A 21245-nucleotide genomic window follows, 5' to 3' on the forward strand; every position below is an offset into this window, starting at 1 on the left:
GGGAGCGCTACGCCTATTTGCGCCCGGTCCCAAGCCGGAGGCGTGCAACTGGTCGGCTACGAACCGAGCGGCCGCGGGTCGATGCTGCTGGTCAGCGACGGCGACGCCGTCGACGCCCGCCCGCTCGAGTCCGGGGCCGACCTCGCCTACGCGCTCGGGGAGCGCCACTGCGCCGGAACGATCGACGAGGACGGCGACCACGTTTCGTGTGATCGACCGTCGGCCCCCTACTGCGAGTACCACACGAGTACGTGGGTCTGCGCCCGCTGTACGGGCACCTGCCTGAAGGACGAGATGGACTGCTACGAGGAACACGCCGTCTACATCGCCGCCTTCGCCCCGGACACGTTCAAGGTCGGCGTCACCAAGAGTCGCCGGCTCGAGACCCGCCTCCGGGAACAGGGCGCCGACCGCGCGGCCCACGTCCACACCGTCTCGAACGGCCGAATCGCCCGCGAACTCGAGGCCGAGATCGCCGAGCGGCTGGTCGATCGGGTCCGGACGCCGGCGAAGGTCGCCTCACTGGCCGCGACGATCGACGGTGCGGCGTGGGAGTCGGTTCTCGACGAATTCGACGTCATTCAGCGGTTCGAGTTCGACTACGGCCTCGGCCTCGAGGCCCAACCGGTCCGCGAGACCATCGCCTCGGGGACCGTCGTCGGCGTGAAGGGGCGGCTGCTGGTGCTCGAGACCGGCGGGACGACCTACGCCGTGGACATGCGCGATCTGGTGGGGTACGACGTCACGGCCGGCGAGACGAGTCGCAGCCTGCAGTCCTCGCTCGGGTCGTTCGGCTAGTCGAGTCGATTCGTCCAGTCTGCTCGAGTCGGTCGCTGTGGCCACTCTCGGTCTATTTCGCAGCGGAGTGGTCCGTTCGAGATGCGACGACGTCGACTATCATCGCGTTCGTTACGACTTCTGGCAATAGGGAATCGCCACGCCCTCCCCAACCGATTCGTTCGCTCCTTGGCTCACGGTGGTTCGAGAGAGCTTCGCTCTCTCGTCATCAAGCGAAATCGAAGATTTCGCGGACCTCGCGGAACTCCGTTCCGCTCAGTCACGAAACGCCGTCGGCGATTCGAACGACTCGCCGTTCGCCTTTCCGCGGCGCGTAGCGCCGCGCGTCCGTCGCTCACTCATCCCTCGCGCATTGTCATCGGCCGTCCTCGCGCTCGCTCGGACGGCCGACAGCGCGCGCCACCGCACGCCGAATCGTCGGTCCGGAGTGGCGGACTCGAAGACGTGACTAGTACGTCAGTTTCAGGTCGCCGGTGTCGCCCCAGCGCTCGAGTCGATCCTCGCCGACCCCGTACTCGATGCTGTAGTCGCGCTCGACGGTCCAGCCCTCGTCGCCGAGGTGGTCGGCGACCGCCCGGGCCGCGTCGCCGTAGTGGTCGCCCCGGTGAAAGTGCGAGGAACTGGGGTCGAAGACGTCCAGGTGGGCGTGGATCGCCACCCGGTCGTCGTCGACGTCCCAGACGTGAACGTGGGTCCACTCGTCGCCCAGTCGCGGTCGCCGCACCGAGTAGTCCGGCGGAACGAGTCGCTCGCGCTCGCGGTCCCACGCCCGCGCGGTCGCGTCGGGGAACACGCGCGTCCACTCGAGGTTCGAGAAGCCAGCGAAGGCGTCCTCGACCGTCGCCAGCGCCGCGCCGTCGCTCGAGTCGCGCGCGTGGACGTTGATCGGAAGGACGGGGTTCCACTCCCCGTCGCCGTCGGGCTTGTAGAGACAGCGCGGATAGTCGCCCTCGCGGTCGGCGTCGACGACGGCCTCGGCGGGCGACTCCTGTGCCCCCGCGAGGCCCGCGCTCGCCCCGACCGCGACCGCACTCCCGATACCCGCCATCGCTTCGCGTCTGGTCAGGTCCGGCGTCACGGCCGCTCACCGACGGCAACCGGCGCGTCGAGTACCGTTTCGTCGTATCGATTCGGCGTCACGACGGTCCGTTGGCCTACACTCGAGACAAGCGTTCGGCCTGAACGTTCGTGGTCGCCCGTTCGGCCTATGCGACTGCAGCGCGCTCGAGCGGGTCCCGTCGCTTCAGGCGGTTTCAGGGACCGATGCCCTCGACGGGGACCTCCGTCTCGCAGTTGGGACACGACGCGTGCTCGTCCCCGCCGGTGTAGGTCCAGGTTTTGCCGCACTCGTGGCAGGTCAACTCGACGCCGTCCGACGACTCCGCTCCGCTCCCGGTCCCGCCGGCGTCGGTTCGCGCGTTGCGAACCCGCGACAGGACGGTCGCGGCGGCGTCCAGATCGGTGTCCCCGAGAGGGACGGCGTGTTCGCGGTCGTCGGTGACGAACCAGTAGTCCGTCGATTCGCTCTCTTCGGCCGCGACGACCGCGTACCGGCCCTCGCTGGCGATCGGCTCTCCGTCGGCGCTCGCGTCGTTCATACGGGCGCTTCCGTCCCGACCGGGTTCCGTCTTCTGCAAGCGATACCAGCGTCGATGGTCCCAGAGCCAGCCCGGGACCCGCGTCCGGACGAGACGACTCGTCCCGCCGACTGGCCGCTACCCGGTTCGAAACATGGCAATCCTTTTCCGCGGCCGTCCAGAATCCGATGGTATGACGGACGAAAACGAATCCAACGGCGAAGCGGACGACGGCGAGGAGAAGTCCTTCCGCGAGCGAGTCGAAGAGATTCGAGAGAAGCGCGCCGAAGAAGGCGACGGCGAGGGCGAGCCGCCCGAGAGCCCGTTCGGCGGTGGCGGCGGCCCAGGCGGCATGGGCGGCGGCGGCAACCCCTTCGCGCAGATGATGGGCGGCATGATGGGCGGCGGCCCCGGCGGTCCCGGCGGCATGGGCGGCGGTCCCGGCGGCCGCGGCGAAGAGGTCGGGAACGAAGAACTCGTGCAGGAAGTTCGCCAGCTCCGCGACGAGATGCGCGACCAGACGCGCGCGCTCAAGCGGATCGCCGACGCGCTCGAGGATCGGTAACGACCGTTCCGTTCGCTCGATTTTTCGGATTACCAGCCCGGTAGCGTCGCGATTCGCGATCGATCGTCGCCGGTCGCTCGTGGCTGCCGATCGGAGACCGCGGGCCGGCGCCCGTCTCGGCCTCACTCGACGTGGCTGCTCAGGCGTTCGCGGAACGTTTCGTACAGTGTCGTTACCGACCAGCGACCGACGATGCGGTCGGAGGCGACGACGCAGACGACCGCGAGGATGAGTCCGCCGATGACGTCGATCCCCCAGTGGATACCCAGATACATCGTCGAGATGATGACGCTGACCGCGAAGACGACCGAGACGGGGAACCAGTTCGGATACTCCGACCGGGTCTGATAGGCGAACATGGCGACGGTCGCGGACAGCGAGGTGTGCAGCGAGGGGAAGACGTTGGTGTTGCGGTTGACCTCGCGGGTGAGGTGCTGGGCCTCCGGGTTCACGTTGTACAGGATCGTCGGCAGTTCGGGCATGAAGTTCCGCGGTCCGTAGGCGATGACGAGCGCGTAGATGACGACCCCGATCGCGTAGTTGAGCGAGTAGGCCGTCAGCAGCCGTCGAAACGGTCGGGTGTTCGACAGGGCGAAGTACGCGATCGGCGGGAAGATCAGCAGGAACGCGTAGCCATAGATGTACGTAAACGAGAAGTACAACGTCACGTCCTCCGAGGCGATCGCCTGGAAGATCAGGACGAACTCCCCCTCGATCGAGCGGATCGTCCGGGTCATGTAGACGCCGATATCCGGCTGATTGTCCCGCATAATACGGTTGAAGACCAGGACGCACGCAAGGACGGCGAGAACTGGCGCAGAGACTCGAACTCGGGACAGCCACTCCCTCTGCGTCTGCTCGAGGCGGTCGCGGCCGATGAATACGGCTGTGGAGAGAACCACCATGAGGCCGACGACGATCGCTACCTGCGTCAGAATGTCGCTGAGCATCAGTATTTCCTCAGCACCCGTCCCTCGTCGTCGATGGGATAGCCCGCGGATTCGAACGCAGCGCGGGCTGCTTCGACGTTGAGCGTTCCGTCGCTGCCGGCGAACGGTGTCACGGGGTCCTCCCCGTCCCACGCGAGGTCGTCGGGCGTCCACTCGTCGGTCAAGGGCGTCGCCAGCGGCTGTGCGTGACCGTGGAAGACCTCGTCGACCAGCCACTGCGTATCGATCGCCTGACACACGGCGCGGCGGAAGTGGAGGTTACTGCACGGCGGGCGGCGCGTATTGAACCCAACGTGGAAGAACGTCCACGACGGCGAGTCCAGCCGTTCGATGTCGGAATCGTCGGGGATCCCCCTGATCGTGGACGACGCGAGCATCGAGGCCGTGACGTCTCCGTTCCCGCTCTCGATGCGGTTGATCGACGACGCGCTTCCGGTGTCGACGGTAAACCGGAGTTCCTCGGCGAGGGGCGCGCGAAGGTGATCGGCCTCGGCGTCCTCGCGCAGCGTGAAGTGGTCGTCGAACCGCTCGAGTAACACGTGGCTCCGTTCTTCCCGCTCGGCGAGCCGGTATGGGCCGCTGCCGATCGGCGGGACCGAATTGGAGGTGACGAGTCCCCACCGACCCTGCGGTGCCGTGAACTCGTCGAGGTCGTCGATCCGGTTCTCGAGTTCCTCGCGCCAGATGTGACGGGGGAAGATCGGCACCGTAAACGCGCGTTTGGCGACCTCGGTGCTGGCGTCGAACGTGAACCGGAGCGTCCGCTCGTCCACGATTTCGACGTCCTCGACGGCGCTCGTGTGGCCGCGATAGCGCGGCGGCGGCGACGGATGCTGGGCCTGTCCGAGTGCGGTGTCCGCGAGGAATCGATACGTGAAAAAGACGTCGTTCGCGGTGACCGTCCGGGGCGTGTTCGGTTCATCGTCGTGGAACCGACAGTCCTCTCGGAGCGTAACCGTCGCGGTCGTTCCGGGCGAGTCGTCCGACTCGTCCGAGGCGGGTTCGAACTCCCAGGATTCCGCGAGCCACGCTGTTACCTCGCCGTCGACGACGGTTCCAAGCGAGTCGTACAGCAGGTCGACGACCGTCCCCCGATCTCGAGTCGTCGCCGAAAGGGGGTTGAGGTTCTGCGACGCGCGCGCGTCGGTGACGAGTGCGTTCAGTCGGTCGGTGTCGGAGACCGGATCGAGGCCGAGATAGGCGCTTCGCGTGGGGAAGAGCGTCTCGTCCCAGCCCTCGAATCGATCGGTTCTGGCGATTCGAACCTCGTCGGGCCGGCAAATCGGTTGAAACGGTTTTTCGTTGGCGATTCCGTCCAATACCTCTGCGATGTCGCGCCGTCGATCCTCACCGTCGGCCCGACGCTGGTCCTCCAGGAGGGAATCGAACGACCATCTATCGAATCCGAAGGGGTTCTGCCAGCCGGATTCGGTGGCGTACGTGGAGTGGAGGGCCTCGTAGAGGAAGTCGGGATCGTAGTCCGCGGGGTGGCGGCCGACGTAGATGTCGAAATCGTGGTCGATCAGGACCTTCTCCAGGAAGTCCGCGGGCGAACGCATCGTGAGACTGGCGTTGATACCGATCTCTTTGAGGTTGCGCTCGAGATGGCGGGCGATCTGAACGGTCTCGGGGCCGGCGTCGCCGGGAACCGTGACGATGGAGAGCGACATGTGCTCGTTTCCGTCACCGTTGACGACGCTCTGCACCGACTCGACACACCCGCTCAACGAGAGCGAAAGCCCGGCCGCACCGGCGGCCAGGACGGAGCGGCGATCGACGCCGTCAGTCGGATCAGTTGGATTGCATTTCATTCAGTCTATTACACCTCTTTGTTGTTGATATATAACAATATTGCGTACTACGATCGGCTATGGGGCATCGTCAAAAACTTTTCCAATCGCCCATATATACCCCACGATTGACGGCCCTGGCCAAAAATCAGCCCGAACGACGACGAGAGGCGTTGTTATCGAGGGTTCTCGGTCGACGCCGTTCGGGTCGATTCGATCGGTGAGCCGTGGTTGTCGGTCCGTGGAGGCCGCCCCGCGGAGCCCTGAGAACGCAACATCAATAGGCGAACCACCGCAAGACGGAGTATGGACGTCGCCGCCGAGCGAATCGACCGCCTCCACGAGCTGGCTCGAGCGGCAACAGCGGACGACGACTACGACCGAGCGCGGTACTACGTCCGCCTCGCGCGTCGCATCGCCGAACGGAACCGGCTCACGCTCCCCCGCGAGTTTCGGCGGTTCGCCTGCGATCGCTGTGACGCGTACCTCCGGCCCGGACGGAACGCTCGCGTCAGGCTCCGGGACGGCCACGTCGTGATCACCTGTGACTGCGGGGCCCACGCGAGGTACCCCTACGAGGACTGAGTGACCGGCCGCCACCGACGACTGAGTGGTCGACCGCCGCTATCGGACCCGTCGGCGATGGACCTGGGAAGCGGAATTCCGATTCGAGAAGATACAAACGGCTCGGTTCGCTATCGACGGGTATGGATACCCAGAAACTCAAGCAGGAGGCACACGATCTCGACGTCACCGTCTGGGTCGGCAAGAGCGGCGTCGAATCGGTCGTCGACGAACTCGACGACCAGCTTTCGACCCGAGAACTCGTGAAGGTCAAATTCCTCCGCGCGGCCCGCGCGGGCAGTTCCACCGAGGAGAAGGCGGCCGATCTCGCGGATCGGGTCGGCGCCGAACTGATCGAGACGCGCGGGCACACTGCGGTGTTGTATCGATGACCGGCGGCCCCAGTTCGATCGTGCTCCAGGCCGACGAACTGGGTCCGATCGGTCGCGGACTCGAGGCGCTAGATATTCCGTACGTCGGGCCGACCGTCGCCGGGAGCGTCGCGAGCGTGATCCGGTTCGTCCTCGCGTTCGCCGCGATCTGGGTGATCGGTCGTCTGGTCGTGGTGCCCCTGGTCCGGCGGGCCCTCGACGGGCGCGACCTCGACGACCACGCGAAGAAGCCGCTGTTGCGGCTGACGACGTTCGGGATGCTGTTCGTCGCCGTCGCCATCGCCTTCGGCTTCGCCGGCTTCGGAAACTTCCTCGTTTCGATGGCCGGCATCGCGGCGGCCGGGGCGCTCGCCGTCGGCCTGGCGATGCAGAACGTCATCTCGAACTTCGTCGCCGGCGTCTTCATCTACGTCGACAAGCCGTTTCGCATCGGCGACTGGATCGAGTGGGACGACGGGACCTACTCGGGGGTCGTCGAGGACATCAGCCTCCGGGTGACCAGGGTGCGCACGTTCGACAACGAACTCCTGACGGTGCCGAACTCGAGTCTCACCGATAGCGTCCTCAAGAACCCGGTCGACGGCGACAAACTCCGACTGAAGTTCGTCTTCGGAATCGGCTACGGCGACGACATCGAGAAGGCCACCGATATCATCGTCGACGAGGCCGAGCGCCACCCCGACATCATGGACGATCCAGGGCCGTCGGTCCGACTGACGGAACTCGGTGACTCCGACGTCGGGCTCCAGTCGCGGTTCTGGATCGCGAACCCCTCGCGGGCCGACTTCGTGCGGATTCGCGGCGAGTACGTCACGAGCGTCAAACAGCGCTTCGACGAGGAGGGGATCGACATCCCCTACCCCGTCCGCACGCTCGAGGGCGGGCTCACGCTCGAAGACAGGCCGAGTATCGGTCAGCCGGCAGAATAAGGCGACGAGCACCGAGCGGTTTCAACGTACACCGCGCCTCCCACAGTCGGCGCTACCACTCCTCGACGGTCACGTTTTCCGGCGGGTCGAAGGCGAACCGATCGTCCTCGAGACCGCTGTTGAACGTCACCGATTCGAATTTCTCGATCATCACGTGGCGGGTGCCCGCTGGTCCCTCGAAGACCAGTTTCTCCTTGAGCGGGTAGTCGAATTCCGCGTCGATCCAGATCGTCTGCTCGACGACGGTGAGTTCGTCTTCCGGATCGATCGTCTCGAGGGCGTAGACGTACTCGGTGTCCCCGACGAGGACCGAGAGTCCCTCCGTGACCACCTCGTCTTTCGCATCGACGTCGAGGACGTGGGCCTCGCGGTCCGCGATTTCCGCCGTCCCCTGATACTCGAGGTCGTACAGCTCGCGTTGCTCCGCGGCCATGTCGGCGCGACTCTCGCGGACGGACGCGTCTTCGAACGGCTCCTCGAACTCGGTGTACTGGGCGACCCCGGCGTCGGGGTAGTACCACCACTTCGTGGTCGCGTTCGAGACGTAGACGTCGCCGACGCGGTCGGGGTTCGACGCCTCGAGGACTTCGTCCCGGTAGTCGACGTAAGGACGTTCGGCCATGCGGACGCGTTCGACGACCGACCGGTCGCCGTCGGTCACCTCGGTCCGCATCTCGCCGCTAACGTCCTCGAGATCGTCGCTGTGGACGAACGCGCCCTCGAAGACGGCTTCCGGATCGGGGTCGTCGGCGTCGCCCGGCGCCCCCTCGCCGGACGGGACGCCGACGCAGCCGCCGAGGACGATCAGCGCGAGCAGGCAGCACAGCGCCGCGAATCGGCGAGGTTGCATAGGAGTAGTCAGCCGGTTAGACAGTACTAAGCGTTTTCATCCTCGAACCGAAACGATCCGGCTCGGACCCGAATCGGTCCGGAACGCCAGTTTTTTGCGCGGCGACCGCTCAGCACGTGCATACCCACGACGACGCGGGCCGCGACCGGGAATCGACTCGACGATCCGCGGCCGCGTTGCCCGAGGAGAACTTCCCGATGTTGACAACGAACACCGTCGCCCGTGCCGGACTGGACGCGATCGCGCTGAAGCCCGCCGAGTGCGACGTCTCGGCCGCGAGCGCGCTGCCGGTCGAGACGATCGCGATCGACTACGAGGGTCGCGAGCACCTCCCCGCCCGCGAGACCCTTCGCGCCCTCTCGAACGAAGCCGCGGTCTACCTCACGACGCCGGTCCGGGCCGACGGCTTCGATCCGCTGGGCGACGACTCGCTGGTCGCGGAACTACCCGATTCGGTGGGGCGGGTCCTCGTCGCCGGCCACCCCGCCTACCTCACCTCGGACGAACGCGAGCGGGCCGTCGCCCCCCGACTCGGTGCGGCCCTCGAGCGCGACCCGGACGCCTGGGTCGGCACCGAGAGCGTCGAACGGATCGCGATGGCCACGGGCGCGACCCAGTACGAACTGCTCTCCCGGACTACCCACCGCGACCTGCGGGCGCTGCGGGCGGCCGGCTTCGACGGCGGCGTCGCCGTCTACGCGCCGACGGTGCTGACCGACGACGAGGACCGAATCCTCGAGGCCGTCGGGGACTACGTCGCCCGGCGGCGCCCCGTCGCGGAGGCGTTACCCGCGGGCGCCGCGACGGACGCGAGCGCGACCGGACGCGCTCGAGAGGTCTTGCTCGCCGCGGCGACGGACTACGCGCTCGTCGGCACTGCAGACGAGGTCCGCGAGCAGACCGACGCCGTCCGCGAGGCCGGCGCGGCGACGGTCGTCGGCTACCCCGCACAGGGTCTCGAACCGTTTCTCGAGTGACCGCTCGCGGATGAGCGGCGCCGCCTGCAGTCTCGATCAGTCTCCGTCGATCGACAACCACCCAGAGGTAAGTGCCCGCCACCCCCAGTAGCCGCTATGACGAGTTTCGTTCGGGCCATCGACGGTCGAGTACAGCGCCGGACGGCCGGCGGATCGGAGCGTGATCGGCGATGAGCGGTATCGACGACGATCCGGAGATCGCCGTCGGCGCGGACGCCTTCACGCAGTCGGGTGCCGGCCTCGAGATCGCGGTCGTCGGCGCCGGCGCCGTCGGTGCGACGACCGCCTACGACCTCGCGCGGGAGGGGGCGGACGTCACGCTCTACGAGAAGGGATCGATCGCGAGCGGCTCGAGCGGTCGGGCCGCGGGCATCTGCTACGACGCGTTCGCGGACCCCCTCGACGCCGAAATCGCCAGCGACGCCATCGAGCGGTTCCGCGCGTTCTCGGGCGACGAGACGTTCCCGTTCGTCGAGTGTCCCTACGTCTGGCTCGCCCGCGAGGGCGATACGGAGCGGGCCGACGCCATACGCGAACAGGTCGAGCGGATGCAGGAACAGGGGATCGTCGCCCTCGAGGCCGACGGCGACGCGCTCGCGGATCGCTTCGACGCCCTGCGAACGGACGACGTCGCCGTCGCGGGCATCGCGGGCGCGGCGGGCTACACCGATCCCGCCAGATACACCGCCTGCCTCGCCGCCGCGGCGGACGGCGCCGGCGCAACCCTCGAGCCCGAGACGCCCGTCGAGGTCGCGCTCGACCCCGCGCGGGTGGTCCTCGCGGACGGTACCGAGCGCGAGGTGGACGCGGTGGTCGTGACCGCAGGCGCTCACACGACGGAACTGCTCGCGGACGCCGGCGTCTCGATCCCGGTGAAACCCTACCGGGTGCAGGCGTTGGTCGCCAGCGCCGACCTCGAGGAACCGATCTGTTACGACGCGAGCGACTCCTTTTACCTCCGCCCGCACCCCGACGGCCTCCTCGCGGGGGACGGCACCGAGCACGTCGAGAGCGACCCCGACGACTACGACCGCGAGGCCGATCCCGAGTTCGCCGACGACCTCCTCGAGCGGGTCGCACACCGGCTTCCGGGGGTTGACCTCGAACTCGACCGGGCGTGGGCCGGGCTCTGTACGGCGACGCCGGACCGGGACCCGCTGGTCGGCCGCGTCGCGGCGGGGTGTTACGTCGCGACCGGCTTCCAGGGCCACGGCTTCATGCGCGCGCCGGCGATCGGCCAGCGGCTCGCAGAACAGGTTCTCGGCGGCGACGGCATCGACGCGTTCGATCCGGCGCGGTTCGGCGGCGACGAAGCGTTCGATATCGTCGACGGGATGTCGATCGAGTCGGAGAATTAAGACCGACGGCGGGGCCGACCGGTCGGCCGCGGGACGCAGGGAGTGGGCCCGGAGAGATCTGATCAGTCGTCGGCGGTGAGTTCGTCCGCTTCGGAGGCGGGGTCGGACTCGCTCTCGTCGCCCTCGACCGTCGAGTCCTTCGGAATGTCGATGCGCAAGGTGCCGTTCTCGGTCAGCGTCGCCGTCCCCGAATCGGGGTCGACCATCGCGTCCGACGGCAGTTCGGTTTCGCCCTCGAGTTCCATCCCGCGGCCGGGAAAGCGCATCTCGTAGCCGTCGCGGTACTGGCGGAACCGATCGATTTGGATCTTGACGTTCCCTCCGAGATAGCGGACCTGGACGTCGTCGGGTTCGGCGCCGGGCGCGTCGAAGACGACCCGATACGACGCGTCGTTCTCGAGCACGTCGACGGGCAGCGAGCGGTGGTTCTGGAACTCTCCGTTCGCGCGGCCGACCTGCCGGTAGAGCACGCTGCCGACCGATTTCGGGAGATCGCCGAGGCTCACGCGGCGTCACCCCTGCTAGCTGTTCGCAGGGCGGTGGTGGGGACCTGGAGGTACGTCGAAGTCATGGCTCACGAGGAGTTACGATGGCGCCATTCATATCTCTTTTGATGGGTCAAAATAAACGTCTGACACGTGTCCGCCGCGAGCGGCCGGTACAGCGGCCACGCCTACAGTTCGACCCGCTCGAGGCAGTCAGTCCCCCCGCAGACGGGACAGGAGAGTTCCGTCACCTCGAGGTCGTCGGGGACGTCGTACGTGTAGTGGTTCTCGAAGATGTCGAGAAAGCAATCATCGTCGGTGCAGACGACTTCCTCGGTCGGTGGCATACCCGATAGTAGCGCCACGAGCACTATCAACGTCGGGGTTGCGGCACCTCGATTACAGGCTGTCTCCGTTCGGCCCCTGTCAGGAGAACACCCTCGGCCGCTCGAGTCACTCGGACGCGCCACCAGCACGCATCGCGTGCTGAAACACGGCTCGAGTACCGCTCGATATCGGCCAATCCGGCCGGTTGACTCGTATCGGCCGGCCGGTCGAGCAACGGCGGTGGGCGGGACTGAAAGGGGCTGCCGCTCGCGCCGCGAAGCGTCGCGAGCGGCAGCCCCTTTCAGTCATCGTTTTACCCCTCGAGGCGCTATCGGCGGCTATGACCGACCCCGAGACGCTGTCCGTGACGATCGTCGACGGCTACGTCGACGAGCCCGCACACTTCGGGGTGCCGCCGTACATCTCGACGTACCCCCGCTACACCGCGGGGGCGCTCGTCGACGCGGGAGTTCCCCGCGAGCGGATCACCTACCACACGATCGACGGCCTGCGCGACGAGCCGGATCGGTGGCGCGACGTCGACGAGGCGGATCTCATGATCTACATCGGGGGGATGACCGTCCCCGGGAAGTACGTCGGCGGCACGCCCGCCGAACCCGACGAGGTGCGAAAGCTGGCGTGGACCGCGAACGGCACGAGCCTGATGGGCGGCCCCGTCAAGTTCGGCGTCGGCGACGAGAACGCCGGCGCCACCGAAACGGAGCGCCAGGACCTGGACTTCGACTTCGTCGCCAAAGGAGACGTCGAGGCCGCCGTCTACGACCTCGTCACAGGCGGCCTCGAGGGCTTCAACAACCGGATGCGCGATATCGACGAGGTCTCGCGGTGGGCACAGGAGGGTGCCTTTATCGTCGAGCACCACCCCAACCACCCGGACCACCTCATCGCGGAACTCGAGACCTCCCGCGGCTGCGCCTATCGGTGTTCGTTCTGTACCGAGCCGCTGTACGGCAACCCCTCGTTCCGTCCGCCGCCGACGGTCGTCGGCGAGGTCGACGCGCTCTCCGATTTCGGCGTCAAGCACTTCCGACTCGGCCGACAAGCCGACATCCTCGCCTACGGCGGCGACGGCGAGGCGCCGAACCCCGACGCCCTCCGCCAACTGTACAGCGGGATCCGCGAGGTCGCGCCCGACCTCGAGACGCTCCACCTCGACAACATGAACCCGATCACGATCGTCGAGTGGCCCGAGCAGAGCCGCGAGGGGATCCGGATCATCGCCGAGCACAACACGCCCGGCGACACGGCCGCGTTCGGACTCGAGTCGGCCGATCCCGTCGTGCAGGAGGCGAACAACCTGAACGTCACCGCCGAGGAGTGCTTCGAAGCGGTCAAAATCGTAAACGAGGAAGCGGGATGGCGTCCCGGAGAGGAACCCGGGGACGGCCCGAGTTTCGGTCCGGACGCCCCGAACCGGCTCCCCAAGCTCCTCCCCGGAATTAACCTCCTACACGGCCTCAAGGCCGAGCGCGAGGAAACCTACGAGCGCAACCGCGAGTTCCTCCAGCGAGTCTACGACGAGGGGTACATGCTCCGGCGGATCAACATCCGGCAGGTGATGGCCTTCGACGGCACCGAGATGAGCGAGACGGGGGCCCAGATCGCCAACGAACACAAGCAGCTGTTCAAACGGTACAAGAAGCGGGTCCGCGAGGAGATCGACAACCCGATGCTCGAGCGCGTCGCGCCCCGCGGGACCGTCCTCCCGGACGTCCACCTCGAGTACCATCAGGACGGCAAGACCTTCGGCCGCCAGCTCGGGACCTACCCGCTGCTGGTGGGCATCCCCGGCGAACGCGAACTCGGACGGATGATCGACGTCGCGGTCGTCGACCACGGCTACCGCTCGGTGACCGGCGTCCCGTACCCGCTCGATCTCAACGCGGCCTCGATGGACGAACTGACCGCGATCCCCGGCATCGGCGACCGGACCGCCGGCGACATCGTCGTCAATCGGCCCTACGAGGCCGTCACGGAGGCCGATCTCGGCTCCGAGGTCGACCTCGAGGGGTTCGCGACGACCCGCGCGCTCGAAGGCGCGGACTGACGACCGCCCGGAAACGAGTGTCTACCCACGCGTCTTTTGAGCGCTACCCCGGCAAATGTCGGCTTTCGGTCGGTAGTTCTATTATGGAGGCGCTTCAGAGGTGGAATTGAGGGTCTACCTGTGGAAATATCTGAAAAACTCCTGTGTCTGTTCAGCGCGGACGTCTCGGCAGAGGAGGACCGTTACGTCATCGAGGTACCACGCCAGGAAGTCGAGACCGGCGACATCGAGCCGGACGAGGTCTACCGCGTCGCACTCATTTCCCGCGACGAAGCGGCCGACAGCGAGGGGGCGTCGGCCACGCCGGGGAGCGCGCCGTCGGAACCGCAACCGCCGGTCGACGTCGGCGAAACCCGCTACGTCGAGATCGAGGACATCGGCAAACAGGGCGACGGCATCGCGCGCGTCGAGCGCGGCTACGTCATCATCGTCCCGGGGGCCGACGTCGGCGAGCGCGTCAAGGTCGAAGTCACCGAGGTCAAATCGAACTTCGCCGTCGGCGAAATCATCGAGGACACCTTCTAACGCACCGCTGTAGCCGGGGCCTCGCTGGCGTCTCGGGTGCCGGTCTCGACGCTCGCGACACCGCTCGCGCAACAACCAGGAGCGATCGCGTTCGCACCTCCCGTTCGAATCGTTGAAACGCGCGATGACGGCCGAGTCCGGCTACGAATCCCGCTCGAGGAACGGCCAGGCGGAGCGTGCCGTCACCTACTGGCCCCCGTCTCGAGCCAGCGCCGACGCGGTCGCCGGATACGGCCCCTCGAGCCACTAGAACTCGTTTCGGTGACAGGAACGACGAGTGACGAACCGCTCGAGACAGTGGGACCACAAAGCATATTTCCACCGACCAGTGATTGATCTGGTAGGACGGCGGACAGCGGGTAGGGGTACTCGCAGTTTCTGTCCGCCGGTTTATTACCCGTCTAGTGCCCCCTATCGCGCCGGTTCGTCGGCCGACCGGGCGACGCTAGCGGACCGATCACTGTTCACCACTCCGGTCTCGGCTGGACGAACGACCCGTGGCGACACCATCCGGCGAGTCCGCCCCGACCCCGTCGCTATCGCGGATTGCTAAAACAGGACCACTATTCTGGAATCGTCTCCCGGAACGTCTCCGGGTCGTCGTGAAAACAGTCGCCGACGACGACGGCGTCCGCACCGGCCGCGAGGATCTCGGTCGCCCTCGCTCGGCTGTCGATACCGCCGCCGTACCACAGCGTCGTCTCCTCGAGGTAGCGAGCGGCGGCGACGACGTCCTCGGGGCCGCCGTAGGTTCCGGAGTACTCGACGTAGAAGACCGGGAAGCCGTAGAACGCCTCGGTCGCGAGGGCGGCGCCGGCGACCTGCGCGCGGGTGTAGCGCTCGTCGACGCCCGCGGTGGCCGCGGCGGCCGACTCGAGGTGTTGGACGACGTAGCCCTCACCGACGAGTTTGTTCGCGAGATCCGCGATGGCGTCGGCGGCGGTCGCCGCGTCGGAATCGCCGTCGGCCGACGACTCGCTTCCGAGCACTGCGTCGGCTTTGCGGCCGATCTCGGTGAACAGATCGACGTGTTTGCCGACGAAGTGCTCTCGGTCGCCGTTGTAGACGGCCGGAACGGCGATCGCGTCGGCGGCGTCGATCGTTTCAACGGAGACGTGAGCCGCGTCGTAGGGTTCCTGGAGGACGGGCAGTTCCGGCGCCGCGTCGTCGATCGCGCGGACCGTCTCGAGCGTGTTCGTTTCGGTGACCGCGTCGGAGCCACCGACGATCACCAGATCGGTCCCCTCGAGGACGCCGAGATCGGCCGGCAGCGGCTTCGCGGGATCGACCTTCGTCACGTGGGTGATCCCGTCCCAGTCGAGCGTCATGTCGAGGGCTTCGGCCGACCGGGTGAATGTCCTGTCGGTTTCCCACCGGCGGCGCGGCGCCACGCTGGGGGCGCCAGCTACTCCTCGAGGGGCATCCCGTCGATCCGTTTCGCGCCCTCGGAGTCGTGGATGACGACCTCACCAGGGCCGGGATCGGCGGGTTCGTACGCGTCCCGGACGGCGATCGCTTCCTCGAGTTCGCGGACGGCTCGCTCCTTCAGCGCGCCGGCGAGGTCCTCGGCGTCCTCTCGGGAGATGTCTCGTCCCAGCCCCTCGCACTCGTGGGCGCGGACGACGCCCGCCTCGTCGACTGCCTCGCCCATCGGCTGGCTCGTTCCCGCGAGTGCCACACTGAACGGGTAGGTCCGACAGATCAGCGGCCGGTCGTCGTGGGCGGCGCAGGCGCCGGTGCCGTCGTCGCCCTCCTCGTAAAAGGTACAGTCGCCGCAGCCGTCGGTCTGGAGCGCCCACTCGAAGGTCTCACCCTCGAGGTCCCCGTCGTCGGTCTCCGAGAGGCCGTACGGCATCGGTCGGGCGACGTCGCGCCAGTCGTAGTCGCCGTCGTAGCTATCACTCGCCTCGAGGTCGCGCACCTCGTCGGGAAAGACCGTCGCCGTGTGGTCGTCCTCGTCGTCGCTCTTGCAACAGGCACCACAGCGGGTACACTCGAAGCCGATCGACTCGATGGCGTCCGCGAGGTCGTCGATCTCCAGCGCGCGGGCCGCCTCGAGTTCGGCTTCGAGCGATTGCACACCCGGTCGTGGGGCGGCGACGCGGAAAAGTCAGTCGCTCAGCGATCGGGCTCCCTCGGTCGCGGTCACGGTCACTGGCCTACCGGCGTCGCGCGCTCGCCGTTCCACTCGAGTCGGCCTTCTACCGCGAGTTTCTCGAGGTGGGCTCGGACCGTCGCTTTCGCGAGATCCCGGACCCCGGAGAGGTCCTTCTCGTACGCTTCGTCCAGAATCTCCTCGAGCGTTCTGGCGCCGTTTTCGACGGCCTCGAGCACCCGTCGCTCGCGCTGCGAACGGTGGTCCAGCAGTCGCTCGAGGGTTTCCCGTGGCGCGTCGATTTCGGGGCCGTGACCCGGAGACAGCGTCGGCGGGTCCATCGCCCACAGCCGTCTGAGGGTCGTCACGTACGCGCGCATGTCGCCCTCTGGTGCGCCCACGACGACGCTCCCTTCGCGGACCGCGCAGTCGCCACAGAGTATCGGGCCGCCGCGGCCGGCCTCGAGGGCGACGTGATCCGGCGCGTGCCCGGTCGCGTCGAGGACGCGAACGCGGCCGTCCTCGAGGGGGATCGTCGTTCCGTGCGCGAACGTCCGATCGGGCTCCCGGCCCGTCGCCTCGCGAAAGCGTTCGGTTCGGCCGTATCGTGCCCACACGGTCGCGTCCGTTTCGGCGGCGTAGGCGTCGACGGCGCCGACGTGGTCGGGGTGGGTGTGCGTGACGACGACGTGTGCGACCGCTCGCTCGCCGACGAGTCGGTCGAGTTCGTCGGTCCGGGCCGCGGGATCGACGAGGACGGCCGGATCGCGGCCGAGCAGATAGGCGTTCGTCTCGCCGGCTGGCGCACGCGTCGCAACTGGGACGGAACACCGAGTGACGTCCATGTATCGAGTGACTCAGCGGGCGAAAAAGTGTGTATCGGCGAGACGGTGAGACCGTCCTCCGCGGCCACCCCCGTTTCCACCCCCAGAGCGGAGAAGACCGGGTCGCCGGCGGATCGGTCGTCGATCAGTGGTTGCGGTCGGTCAGTGCTTGAGGAAGTAGACCTGCTTGCGCGCGTCGCGGAAGCTGTACCGGGAGCCGACGATTCCGACGTCCTCGAGCCGATTGAGGGCGTAGCGGACGGTGCGGTCGGGCAGCAGCGACTCCTCGGCGAGCTGGCCCTGCGAGAGCGGCGAGTCGGTCTCCAGCACCTTCGCGACGAGCTTTGCACTCGGCGGCAGGTCGCGGAGCCGGTCGCGGTATTCCTCCTCCGACAGGGTGTCCTCGGCAGCGGCGGCACGGTCCTCGGCGGTACTCAAGCTCATATACTCTTCAGCGGAATCGCCGATGGTAAAGCTTCCCTATATGTGGATACGAACAGTTCAGTTTGTATAAGGGGTATGAATGGTGTATTAACACAGGACCGCCAATCCGATCCAGTCACGCGGTTTCGGAGGAATCTCTCCGGCGAATTGGGACGGTTCGGCGGCAGATCGGACCCGACTCGGCACGCGTGCGAGGTCGGCCATTCCTCGAACGAGTCCAGTATCGTTTTATCCTCCCGCTCCTGTAGTTGTGCCCAGTGTGAAAGGACAGGAGTGGTACCAGGCCGACGACGTCGCCGAGGAGTACGACGATAAACGGTTCTCCCAGGGCGGCCAGCTGATCGACCGTCGGGAGAAGGCAGCCGTCCTCGAGGCGATCATGCCCGTCGAGGACCGGAACATCCTCGAGATCGCCTGTGGTACCGGGCGGTTCACGGTGATGCTCGCCGAACAGGGTGCCGACGTCGTCGGACTCGACATCTCGGCGGCGATGTTACAGCAAGGGCGAAACAAGCGGGAGAACACGGCTCTCGAGGGGACACTCGAGTTCCTTCGCGGTGACGCGGGACGACTGCCGTTTCCGGACGATCACTTCGATACCGTCATCGCGATGCGGTTCTTCCACCTCGCGGACGATCCAGAGGCGTTCCTGAAGGAGATGCGGCGGGTATCTAGCGACCAGATCGTCTTCGACACGTTCAACCGGTTCAGCGCGCGCAGCATCTACAACTGGGCGCTGCCGATGGGCTCGCGACTCTACTCGAAGAGCGAAGTGGCCGTTCTGCTCGCCAAGACGAACCTGACGCTCGTCGACGTCGAGGACGATTTCCTCGTTCCCTACGGACTCTACCGGTCGATCCCGAACGGGCTGGCGTCGCCGATCCGCGGGCTCGACGAACTGATCGGGTCGCTGCCGGTGACCGACCACCTCGCGTCGGTCTCCTACTGGAACACGCGCGTTCGGTGACCGCGTGCACTAGCCCCCTCGGTTCCCCCACGAATGCCCCGAGATAGCGACTGGCACGCTCCGATACGGATTTCCCCTAATTTTACTATCGACGAACCCTATCTCGGGATATGGAGCTCTCGGTAGTGGTATCGACGCTCAACGACCGAGAGCGACTGCTGTCCTGTCTCGACGCCCTCGCGGAGCGAACGCCCCCCGGGACCGAAATCATCGTCGTCAACGGGCCCTCCTCCGACGGAACGACGGGCGTGGTCCGCGACCGATCCGACGTCGACGTGCTCGTCGAGATCTCCGAGCGAAACCCGAACGTCTCGCGTAACGCGGGCCTGCGGGCCGCCACGGGCGACGTCGTCGCCTTCCTCGACGGCGAGTACGCCGTCGACCACAGCTGGTACGACGCCGTCGAGCGATCGATCGACGACGGGATCGACGTCGTCTCCGGGCCCGTCACCGGCGGCGGGACCGACTACGACCTCGAGAACCCGCGAACCGTCGCCGGCCGGAGCGTCACCCACTTCGACGGCGACAACGTCGCGTTCGACCGGACCGTCCTCGACGCGCTGGACGGCTTCGACGAGTACCTCGCGGTCGGCGGCGAGCGCGACTGCGCCCACCGCGTGGCCGGGTTAGGTTTCGACGTCGCCTGGGACGCGGAGATGGCCGCCCGCTGTGAGGTCGGAACCGACGGCGGCAGGACCGGCGACGACTGGGGCGACACCTACCGCTCGCGGTCCTACCGGCTCGCGAAGAACTACGGGCTGCGACCGTCGGTCGTCGGTCGGCTGCTCGGCGGGGCCCTCCGCGACGGTTTCTCGGGCGTCCGCGACGTCGTTTCCGGCGACGTGACGCCGACGGACTGGCTCTCTAACGGCGGCGCCGTCTTCGCGAACGGCGCGCGCGGACTGCGGGACGGACTCCGCGCGCGCTGGGCCGATCGATCGGCCCAGCGAAATCCGAACGGCGTCTCGGTGCGCCACGACCGCGCGGTTCGGATGTACGACCGTCGGTAGCCGTCTCTCGCCGAGACGATTCGTCGCCTCGCCGGTTCTTCGCAACCCCTACTCGCCGCGGAACTCGGGCTCTCGGTCCTCGAGTCGCGCTTCGAACCCCTCGCGGTAGTCGCGAGTGTCGTCGAGTTCGTGGCCCAACTGGCGCTCGTACTCGAGGCCGTGCTCGAGGGGCATGTCGAACGCGGCGTTGAGCGCCTGCTTGCCCTTCCGGAGTCCGAGCGGGGCGTTCTCGCAGAGGTCGTCCGCGAACGCCTTCGCGCGCTCGTCGACGGCTTCGGCGTCGACGACCTCGTGGACCAGTCCCATCTCGGCGGCGTCCTCGGGATCGACGAACTCGCCGGTCAGGACGATTTCCTTCGCGTTCGACAGCCCCACCAGCCGCGGCAGGCGCTGGGTCCCGCCGCCGTGGGGGAAGGTCCCGAGTGCGACCTCGAGCAGGCCGTACTTCGCGTCCCGGCCGATGACTCGAAAGTCACAGGGGAGCGTGAGTTCGAACGCGCCGGCGGGTGCGGCGCCTTTGATCCCGGCGACGACCGGCTGGCGAGCGGTCTCGATGGTATCGAGGACCTCCGGGAAGACGTCGCGATCGATCTCGGAGTCGGATTCGACACGGTCGCGCATCATCTCGAGGTCCATGCCGGCGGAGAAGACGGGGCCCTCGCCGAGCAGGGTCACGGCGCGAACGTCGTCGTCGGCGTCGACCCGTTCGAAGGCCTCGATCAGGTCCCGCATGAGCGGGACCGTCATCGCGTTTCGCTTGTCGGGACGCGAGAGGTAGACGTCCGCCCGATGGTCGTTCCAGTCGATCACCGCGAGGCCGTTGCCTACGGATTCCATGCCCGTGCGATCCAGTGCCACGCTCTTAACGGTGTGGAAAACGAGAGCGAGTACCGGTGGCCGGCGGGCCGCTGAATTCGGGCCGACCGCCGGTCAGCCTTCGAGAACTTCGTAGGAGACGTCGGCGTCCCGGAGGGTGTCGGTGACCCGGCCGACCTCGTCGGTCGTGGCGACGGCGGTCACCGCGAGACCCCGCTCTGCCCCCTCGGCGGCGATTTCGCCGGCTGCGAACGGCACCGCCGGATCCGCCCCGGTCTGTCGGCAGGCGACGACCGCCTCGACGCCGGCCGCCACGATCAGATCGGCCCCCTCGCAGCGGTCGGCGAGGCGGTCGGAATCGACCGCGCGACTCCCGCCGGTGCGGACCGCGGGCACCTGAACGACGGTGACCGAGCCGGGCTCTAAGTCCATGACGCCCTCGAAACTCGTGACGCCGACGTCGGTTCCCGCCTCGGCGTCGGTCGTCGCCACGCCGGTCGCCGGCCCTTCCTCCCCGGGCGCCGCGTGGAGCAGGCCGTCCTCGACGAACAGGGAGACGGTGTCGCCCTCCGCGATGTCGTCGGTCGCGAGGTAGGCCGCCTCGCTCATCGCGTCGAGGACGTCGCCGGTCACGTGGTCGGCGAACCGGCGGATGTCGTCGGCGGTCCGGAACAGCCAGTCGACGCCCTCCGGCGTGACGCGATAGCGCGAGCGACCCTCCTTTTCGACGAGGCCGTCGTCGACGAGTTCGCGGATGTACTCGCTGACCGCCTGACTGGTCACGCCGACTTCCTCGGCGATCTCACCCTGGCTGACCGCGGGCTGGCGCTCGGCGATCTGCACGAGGATCCGGAGGCGCGTCGCGGCCCGCTTGTTGTCGAGGACGTCGACCATGCGCTCACACTTTCACGAGCGCGCCAAAAAGGTGCTCGGT

Annotated in this window: 25 protein-coding genes; 12 read left to right on the plus strand and 13 right to left on the minus strand. The window is 67.3% G+C overall.

The window, feature by feature from the left end; all coding sequences use genetic code 11:
• Nucleotides 1-42: 42 nt before the first annotated feature.
• A complete protein-coding gene (locus J0X25_RS32165; RefSeq protein ID WP_207287972.1) occupies nt 43-798 on the plus strand; it encodes a DUF2797 domain-containing protein in 756 nt (251 codons plus the stop codon).
• 448 nt (nt 799-1246) lie between these two features.
• On the opposite strand, the gene J0X25_RS32170 is transcribed toward J0X25_RS32165, so the two are convergent.
• Together J0X25_RS32170 and J0X25_RS32175 are read right to left on the minus strand one after the other, a co-directional pair.
• Entirely contained in the window at nt 1247-1876 is a 630-nt protein-coding gene (locus tag J0X25_RS32170; RefSeq protein ID WP_207287973.1) for a hypothetical protein, read from the minus strand.
• 175 nt (nt 1877-2051) lie between these two features.
• Nucleotides 2052-2396 carry a hypothetical protein gene (locus tag J0X25_RS32175; protein WP_207287974.1) on the minus strand — a complete coding sequence of 115 codons (345 nt, stop codon included), beginning with the start codon at nt 2394-2396 and terminating at the stop codon, nt 2052-2054.
• A 133-nt stretch (nt 2397-2529) separates the two neighbouring features.
• Between J0X25_RS32175 and J0X25_RS32180 the strand changes: the two genes are divergently transcribed.
• Nucleotides 2530-2940 carry a hypothetical protein gene (locus tag J0X25_RS32180; protein ID WP_207287975.1) on the plus strand — a complete coding sequence of 137 codons (411 nt, stop codon included), beginning with the start codon at nt 2530-2532 and terminating at the stop codon, nt 2938-2940.
• A gap of 122 nt (nt 2941-3062) precedes the next feature.
• Here J0X25_RS32180 and J0X25_RS32185 read toward each other — a convergent pair whose 3' ends face one another.
• Both J0X25_RS32185 and J0X25_RS32190 read right to left on the minus strand, forming a co-directional pair.
• Complete coding sequence (locus J0X25_RS32185; RefSeq protein WP_207287976.1) at nt 3063-3890, minus strand: phosphatase PAP2 family protein; 828 nt, start codon at nt 3888-3890, stop codon at nt 3063-3065.
• Nucleotides 3890-5701, minus strand: a complete 1812-nt coding sequence (locus tag J0X25_RS32190) for an ABC transporter substrate-binding protein (RefSeq protein WP_207287977.1) — start codon at nt 5699-5701, stop codon at nt 3890-3892. The genes J0X25_RS32185 and J0X25_RS32190 overlap by 1 nt, the downstream gene beginning before the upstream one ends.
• A gap of 285 nt (nt 5702-5986) precedes the next feature.
• Here J0X25_RS32190 and J0X25_RS32195 point away from each other — a divergent pair, with 285 nt between their 5' ends.
• From J0X25_RS32195 to J0X25_RS32205, 3 genes are all read left to right on the plus strand, one after another.
• Nucleotides 5987-6265, plus strand: coding sequence for a ribonuclease P protein component 4 (locus J0X25_RS32195; protein WP_207287978.1), 279 nt, complete (start codon nt 5987-5989; stop codon nt 6263-6265).
• Nucleotides 6266-6387: 122 nt separating this feature from the next.
• Complete coding sequence (locus tag J0X25_RS32200; protein WP_207287979.1) at nt 6388-6636, plus strand: YhbY family RNA-binding protein; 249 nt, start codon at nt 6388-6390, stop codon at nt 6634-6636.
• Nucleotides 6633-7565, plus strand: a complete 933-nt coding sequence (locus J0X25_RS32205; RefSeq protein WP_207287980.1) for a mechanosensitive ion channel family protein — start codon at nt 6633-6635, stop codon at nt 7563-7565. Before J0X25_RS32200 ends, J0X25_RS32205 begins: the two co-directional genes overlap by 4 nt.
• Nucleotides 7566-7617: 52 nt before the next feature.
• Here the strand turns inward: J0X25_RS32205 and J0X25_RS32210 are convergent, their stop codons facing one another.
• Nucleotides 7618-8415, minus strand: coding sequence for a LolA family protein (locus tag J0X25_RS32210; RefSeq protein WP_207287981.1), 798 nt, complete (start codon nt 8413-8415; stop codon nt 7618-7620).
• Between the two features lie 197 nt (nt 8416-8612).
• Between J0X25_RS32210 and J0X25_RS32215 the strand changes: the two genes are divergently transcribed.
• The gene (locus J0X25_RS32215) at nt 8613-9392 is read left to right on the plus strand and encodes a DUF7388 family protein (protein WP_207290914.1); all 780 of its coding nucleotides are present in this window, start codon (nt 8613-8615) and stop codon (nt 9390-9392) included.
• Between the two features lie 170 nt (nt 9393-9562).
• On the plus strand, nt 9563-10750 hold the full coding sequence (locus J0X25_RS32220; RefSeq protein WP_207287982.1) for an NAD(P)/FAD-dependent oxidoreductase: 1188 nt from the start codon (nt 9563-9565) through the stop codon (nt 10748-10750).
• Nucleotides 10751-10812: 62 nt separating this feature from the next.
• Here the strand turns inward: J0X25_RS32220 and J0X25_RS32225 are convergent, their stop codons facing one another.
• Together J0X25_RS32225 and J0X25_RS32230 are read right to left on the minus strand one after the other, a co-directional pair.
• The gene (locus tag J0X25_RS32225) at nt 10813-11256 is read right to left on the minus strand and encodes an Hsp20/alpha crystallin family protein (protein ID WP_207287983.1); all 444 of its coding nucleotides are present in this window, start codon (nt 11254-11256) and stop codon (nt 10813-10815) included.
• 167 nt (nt 11257-11423) lie between these two features.
• Complete coding sequence (locus tag J0X25_RS32230) at nt 11424-11582, minus strand: DUF7559 family protein (protein WP_207287984.1); 159 nt, start codon at nt 11580-11582, stop codon at nt 11424-11426.
• Between the two features lie 320 nt (nt 11583-11902).
• On the opposite strand from J0X25_RS32230, the gene J0X25_RS32235 reads away from it, so the two are divergent.
• The 3 genes from J0X25_RS32235 (at nt 11903) to J0X25_RS39830 (ending at nt 14405) form a co-directional block, all read left to right on the plus strand.
• Complete coding sequence (locus J0X25_RS32235) at nt 11903-13630, plus strand: radical SAM protein (protein ID WP_207287985.1); 1728 nt, start codon at nt 11903-11905, stop codon at nt 13628-13630.
• Between the two features lie 120 nt (nt 13631-13750).
• Nucleotides 13751-14155 carry a TRAM domain-containing protein gene (locus J0X25_RS32240; protein ID WP_207287986.1) on the plus strand — a complete coding sequence of 135 codons (405 nt, stop codon included), beginning with the start codon at nt 13751-13753 and terminating at the stop codon, nt 14153-14155.
• A 124-nt stretch (nt 14156-14279) separates the two neighbouring features.
• Nucleotides 14280-14405 (plus strand): hypothetical protein, encoded by a 126-nt coding sequence (locus J0X25_RS39830; protein WP_284145153.1) that lies wholly within the window; start codon nt 14280-14282, stop codon nt 14403-14405.
• A 313-nt stretch (nt 14406-14718) separates the two neighbouring features.
• Here J0X25_RS39830 and J0X25_RS32245 read toward each other — a convergent pair whose 3' ends face one another.
• From J0X25_RS32245 to J0X25_RS32260, 4 genes are all read right to left on the minus strand, one after another.
• A complete protein-coding gene (locus J0X25_RS32245) occupies nt 14719-15483 on the minus strand; it encodes a geranylgeranylglyceryl/heptaprenylglyceryl phosphate synthase (RefSeq protein ID WP_207287987.1) in 765 nt (254 codons plus the stop codon).
• 77 nt (nt 15484-15560) lie between these two features.
• Nucleotides 15561-16235, minus strand: a complete 675-nt coding sequence (locus tag J0X25_RS32250) for a YkgJ family cysteine cluster protein (RefSeq protein WP_207287988.1) — start codon at nt 16233-16235, stop codon at nt 15561-15563.
• Nucleotides 16236-16306: 71 nt separating this feature from the next.
• Nucleotides 16307-17095, minus strand: coding sequence for an MBL fold metallo-hydrolase (locus J0X25_RS32255; protein WP_207287989.1), 789 nt, complete (start codon nt 17093-17095; stop codon nt 16307-16309).
• A gap of 141 nt (nt 17096-17236) precedes the next feature.
• Nucleotides 17237-17518: a MarR family transcriptional regulator gene (locus J0X25_RS32260; RefSeq protein WP_207287990.1), complete on the minus strand. Its 282-nt coding sequence runs from the start codon at nt 17516-17518 to the stop codon at nt 17237-17239.
• Between the two features lie 259 nt (nt 17519-17777).
• Here J0X25_RS32260 and J0X25_RS32265 point away from each other — a divergent pair, with 259 nt between their 5' ends.
• Both J0X25_RS32265 and J0X25_RS32270 read left to right on the plus strand, forming a co-directional pair.
• Nucleotides 17778-18485, plus strand: coding sequence for a class I SAM-dependent methyltransferase (locus J0X25_RS32265; protein WP_207287991.1), 708 nt, complete (start codon nt 17778-17780; stop codon nt 18483-18485).
• Between the two features lie 110 nt (nt 18486-18595).
• Nucleotides 18596-19495 carry a glycosyltransferase family 2 protein gene (locus J0X25_RS32270; protein WP_207287992.1) on the plus strand — a complete coding sequence of 300 codons (900 nt, stop codon included), beginning with the start codon at nt 18596-18598 and terminating at the stop codon, nt 19493-19495.
• A 48-nt stretch (nt 19496-19543) separates the two neighbouring features.
• Here the strand turns inward: J0X25_RS32270 and J0X25_RS32275 are convergent, their stop codons facing one another.
• Both J0X25_RS32275 and J0X25_RS32280 read right to left on the minus strand, forming a co-directional pair.
• On the minus strand, nt 19544-20332 hold the full coding sequence (locus J0X25_RS32275; RefSeq protein WP_207287993.1) for an enoyl-CoA hydratase/isomerase family protein: 789 nt from the start codon (nt 20330-20332) through the stop codon (nt 19544-19546).
• A gap of 93 nt (nt 20333-20425) precedes the next feature.
• Nucleotides 20426-21205, minus strand: a complete 780-nt coding sequence (locus J0X25_RS32280; protein ID WP_207287994.1) for a DUF7839 domain-containing protein — start codon at nt 21203-21205, stop codon at nt 20426-20428.
• Between the last annotated feature and the right edge of the window lie 40 nt (nt 21206-21245).

The organism is Haloterrigena alkaliphila, assembly GCF_017352155.2.
GTDB classification, from domain to species: Archaea; Halobacteriota; Halobacteria; order Halobacteriales; family Natrialbaceae; genus Haloterrigena; species Haloterrigena alkaliphila.

What these genes read in the sequence shown, in the direction of transcription:
- J0X25_RS32215 (WP_207290914.1), top strand. Translation starts at nt 8,613, where the DNA reads ATGTTGACAACGAACACCGTCGCCCGTGCCGGACTGGACGCGATCGCG.
- J0X25_RS32270 (WP_207287992.1), top strand. Translation starts at nt 18,596, where the DNA reads ATGGAGCTCTCGGTAGTGGTATCGACGCTCAACGACCGAGAGCGACTG.
- J0X25_RS32180 (WP_207287975.1), top strand. Translation starts at nt 2,530, where the DNA reads ATGGCAATCCTTTTCCGCGGCCGTCCAGAATCCGATGGTATGACGGAC.
- J0X25_RS32255 (WP_207287989.1), bottom strand. Translation starts at nt 17,095, where the DNA reads ATGGACGTCACTCGGTGTTCCGTCCCAGTTGCGACGCGTGCGCCAGCC.
- J0X25_RS32205 (WP_207287980.1), top strand. Translation starts at nt 6,633, where the DNA reads ATGACCGGCGGCCCCAGTTCGATCGTGCTCCAGGCCGACGAACTGGGT.
- J0X25_RS32185 (WP_207287976.1), bottom strand. Translation starts at nt 3,890, where the DNA reads ATGCTCAGCGACATTCTGACGCAGGTAGCGATCGTCGTCGGCCTCATG.
- J0X25_RS32195 (WP_207287978.1), top strand. Translation starts at nt 5,987, where the DNA reads ATGGACGTCGCCGCCGAGCGAATCGACCGCCTCCACGAGCTGGCTCGA.
- J0X25_RS32260 (WP_207287990.1), bottom strand. Translation starts at nt 17,518, where the DNA reads ATGAGCTTGAGTACCGCCGAGGACCGTGCCGCCGCTGCCGAGGACACC.
- J0X25_RS32210 (WP_207287981.1), bottom strand. Translation starts at nt 8,415, where the DNA reads ATGCAACCTCGCCGATTCGCGGCGCTGTGCTGCCTGCTCGCGCTGATC.
- J0X25_RS32235 (WP_207287985.1), top strand. Translation starts at nt 11,903, where the DNA reads ATGACCGACCCCGAGACGCTGTCCGTGACGATCGTCGACGGCTACGTC.
- J0X25_RS32220 (WP_207287982.1), top strand. Translation starts at nt 9,563, where the DNA reads ATGAGCGGTATCGACGACGATCCGGAGATCGCCGTCGGCGCGGACGCC.
- J0X25_RS32200 (WP_207287979.1), top strand. Translation starts at nt 6,388, where the DNA reads ATGGATACCCAGAAACTCAAGCAGGAGGCACACGATCTCGACGTCACC.
- J0X25_RS39830 (WP_284145153.1), top strand. Translation starts at nt 14,280, where the DNA reads ATGACGGCCGAGTCCGGCTACGAATCCCGCTCGAGGAACGGCCAGGCG.
- J0X25_RS32275 (WP_207287993.1), bottom strand. Translation starts at nt 20,332, where the DNA reads ATGGAATCCGTAGGCAACGGCCTCGCGGTGATCGACTGGAACGACCAT.
- J0X25_RS32175 (WP_207287974.1), bottom strand. Translation starts at nt 2,396, where the DNA reads ATGAACGACGCGAGCGCCGACGGAGAGCCGATCGCCAGCGAGGGCCGG.
- J0X25_RS32230 (WP_207287984.1), bottom strand. Translation starts at nt 11,582, where the DNA reads ATGCCACCGACCGAGGAAGTCGTCTGCACCGACGATGATTGCTTTCTC.
- J0X25_RS32190 (WP_207287977.1), bottom strand. Translation starts at nt 5,701, where the DNA reads ATGAAATGCAATCCAACTGATCCGACTGACGGCGTCGATCGCCGCTCC.
- J0X25_RS32280 (WP_207287994.1), bottom strand. Translation starts at nt 21,205, where the DNA reads ATGGTCGACGTCCTCGACAACAAGCGGGCCGCGACGCGCCTCCGGATC.
- J0X25_RS32245 (WP_207287987.1), bottom strand. Translation starts at nt 15,483, where the DNA reads ATGACGCTCGACTGGGACGGGATCACCCACGTGACGAAGGTCGATCCC.